A 3,023-nucleotide genomic window follows, 5' to 3' on the forward strand; every position below is an offset into this window, starting at 1 on the left:
CCGCCGGCGCCGCCGCGGTCGCCGCGCAGGGAAATAAGAAAGCCCGCACCCGGATGGGGGGGTTGCTGTCAGCATCCGCCCCTTCCGTGTGTTCCGTCGCGGGTCAGGCGTGCCCGAACTCGCGCTGCTGCTCGATCGCGAGGGCGATGTCCTCTTCCTCGATGCGCCAGTCGCCGGTGGCGAGGTAGATGACCTTCTTGGCGACGGCGACCGCGTGGTCGGCGAAGCGCTCGTGGTAGCGGCTGGCGAGCGTGGCGTCGACCGTCGCGGTCGCCTCGCCCTTCCAGTTGTCGCTGAGGACCTTCTCGAAGACACTCGCGTGCAGCTCGTCGATGTCGTCGTCGGTGTTGCGGATGGTGTCGGCGAGCTTCAGGTCCTGGGTGCGGAGCAGCTCGGCGAGGGTGCGCGAGATCTCGACATCCAGCTCGCCCATCTTCGTGAACGTGCCCTTGAGGCCCTTCGGGATGGCCCGCTCGGGGAAGCGCAGGCGCGCGAGCTGGGCGATGTGCTCGGACATGTCGCCCATGCGCTCGAGCGACGCGCTCACCCGCAGAGCCGTGACGACGACGCGCAGGTCGCGCGCGACCGGCTGCTGGCGGGCGAGGATCTCGATGGCCTGCTCGTCGAGGGCCACGGCGAGCTCGTCGATCTTCGCGTCGTCGGCGATGACCTCCTCGGCGAGGGCGACGTCGCTCGTGGCGAAGGACCGGGTGGCCTTGTCGATCGAGACCGTCACGAGGTCGGCGATCTCCACGAGCTGGGACTGCAGATCCTCGAGGGACTGGTGGAAGACTTCGCGCATGTCGGCGCAACCTTTCGTTCGGGTCTCGGCTGTGTGTCAGCGCGAGACGGCTGGGGCGTTCGCGCGAGAGCAGGTGCGCGCTGCCGCACAGGCCCGAAAGCGATTGTCTGCTCCGAAGGTTAACGAACGGTGCCCAGCACGTGAATAGTACTTCTCGCTCAGGTCTCGAGGCCGGTTAACGCGCCGATCGTGAGGTGAACGCACTCTACTCTGGAGACATGACCCTGCCGCAGACAGCGCTGCTCGCGCTGGCCGTCGGCCTCGTGATCGGTGTAGGACTCTCGCTCCTCATGGTGTGGGCGTACCGTGCGAGGGCGCGCATCGCCGACGAGACGTCGCTCGTCGTCCCCGACGGCGTGAGCGCCGTGCTCGGGAGCATGGATGATGCGGCATGCGTGGTCGACGCCTCGGGGCTGGTGCTTGCGGTGTCGAAGGCTGCGGCCCGATTCGGCATCACCGTCGGCGCTCCGCTCGAGAACCCCGAGCTGCGACAGCTCGTCCGCAACGTCCGCGGCGGACACGGCTCGCACACCGAGTCGTTGCGCATCACCCGTGGCGGCCTCAGCCTCGATCCCCGTCTGGTCTCGGCGCGGGCGAGCGCGATCAGCCCGCGCATGGCGCTGCTGATCATCCGCGACGTGACCGAGCAGGAGCGGCTCGACCAGATGCGCCGGGACTTCGTGGCGAACACGAGCCACGAGCTGAAGACGCCGGTGGGCGCCGTCACGCTGCTGGCGGAGGCGATCGAGTCGGCGGCGGACGACCCCGCCCAGGTGCGGCACTTCGCGGCCAGGATCTCGGCAGAGGCGACGCGACTCGGTCAGCTGACCGGACGGATCATGAGCCTGTCGAGGCTGCAGGCGGACGACACCCTGACCGACGCGAGGCCCGTCTCGATCGACGAGGTCATCGCCGCCTCCATCGAGGCGCACGTGGTCCAGGCCGATTCGGCCGGAGTGCAGCTCGCTCGCGGCGGCGACCGCGGCGTCTGGGTGCACGGAGATCCGCAGATCCTCATCGAGGCGTTCGGCAATCTCATCGCGAACGCGATCGTCTACTCTCCGAAGGGCTCGCGTGTGGGCGTCGGGGTCAAGGCCGACGCCGATGTCGTCGAGGTCGCGGTGTCCGATCAGGGAATCGGGATCTCCGAGGGTGATCGCGAGCGGATCTTCGAGCGCTTCTACCGCGCCGACGAGGCGCGGTCGCGTCGCACCGGCGGCACCGGGCTCGGTCTCTCCATCGTCAAGCACGCCACCCAGCGGCACGGCGGCGAGGTGACCCTGTGGTCGCGCCCCGGACGCGGATCCACCTTCACCATCAGGCTTCCCCGCATCGATGCTCCCGAGGGCATCGCGAGCGAGGAGAAGAAGAAGAAGAAGCGCGAGCGCAAAGCGGCGAAGGCCGCGGCCCGCGTCCGAAACGGAGAGAACGCATGACCCGCATCCTTCTGGTCGAAGACGAACCCGACCTCGCCGACCCGCTCGCCTACCTGCTGCGTCGCGAGGGGTTCGAGGTCGAGATCGCCGAGGACGGCCCCGGTGCGCTCGCTGCATTCCGCGAGCGCGGCGCCGACATCGTGCTGCTCGACCTGATGCTGCCCGGCATGCCCGGCACAGAGGTCTGCCGACAGATCCGCGCGACCTCGGCCGTGCCGATCATCATGCTCACGGCCAAGGACTCCGAGGTCGACATCGTGGTGGGTCTCGAGCTCGGAGCCGACGACTACATCACCAAGCCGTATTCGTCGCGCGAGCTGCTCGCCCGCATGCGAGCGGTGCTCCGTCGCGTCGTGCAGGCCGAGAACGAACTCGACGAGAGGGTGCTCGAGGGCGGCCGGGTGTCGCTCGACATCGATCGCCACACCGTCTCCGTCGCGGGCCAGCAGATCAACATGCCCCTCAAGGAGTTCGAGCTGCTGGAGGTCCTGATGCGCAACTCGGGGCGAGTGCTCACCCGGGGACAGCTCATCGACCGCGTGTGGGGCAGCGACTATTTCGGGGACACCAAGACCCTCGACGTGCACATCAAGCGCATCCGCTCGCGCATCGAGGAGAACCCCGGCGAGCCCGTGATGCTCGTCACCGTCCGCGGATTGGGATATCGCTTCGAAGGCTGACGCGGTGGCGGCGTCGACGCCGCCGGCAGACGAGAGAGGCCGGGCCCCCCCGGGGGGGGCGGCCCGCGCGGGGTGGGGGGTGGGGGGCAGGCGGCGGGCCGGGGG

3 protein-coding genes are annotated in these 3,023 nt (G+C 69.1%); 2 read left to right on the forward strand and 1 reads right to left on the reverse strand.

The features are described from left to right. Positions 1-103: 103 nt before the first annotated feature. Positions 104-802: a phosphate signaling complex protein PhoU gene (gene phoU, locus RWO82_RS15420; protein ID WP_314428411.1), complete on the reverse strand. Its 699-nt coding sequence runs from the start codon at positions 800-802 to the stop codon at positions 104-106. A gap of 218 nt (positions 803-1,020) precedes the next feature. On the opposite strand from phoU, the gene RWO82_RS15425 reads away from it, so the two are divergent. Next, complete coding sequence (locus RWO82_RS15425) at positions 1,021-2,238, forward strand: ATP-binding protein (protein WP_314428412.1); 1,218 nt, start codon at positions 1,021-1,023, stop codon at positions 2,236-2,238. Continuing rightward, positions 2,235-2,918: a response regulator transcription factor gene (locus RWO82_RS15430; protein WP_314428413.1), complete on the forward strand. Its 684-nt coding sequence runs from the start codon at positions 2,235-2,237 to the stop codon at positions 2,916-2,918. The genes RWO82_RS15425 and RWO82_RS15430 overlap by 4 nt, the downstream gene beginning before the upstream one ends. Positions 2,919-3,023: the final 105 nt, after the last annotated feature.

The sequence above is a fragment of the uncultured Microbacterium sp. genome, assembly GCF_963521645.1.
GTDB lineage: Bacteria > Actinomycetota > Actinomycetes > Actinomycetales > Microbacteriaceae > Microbacterium.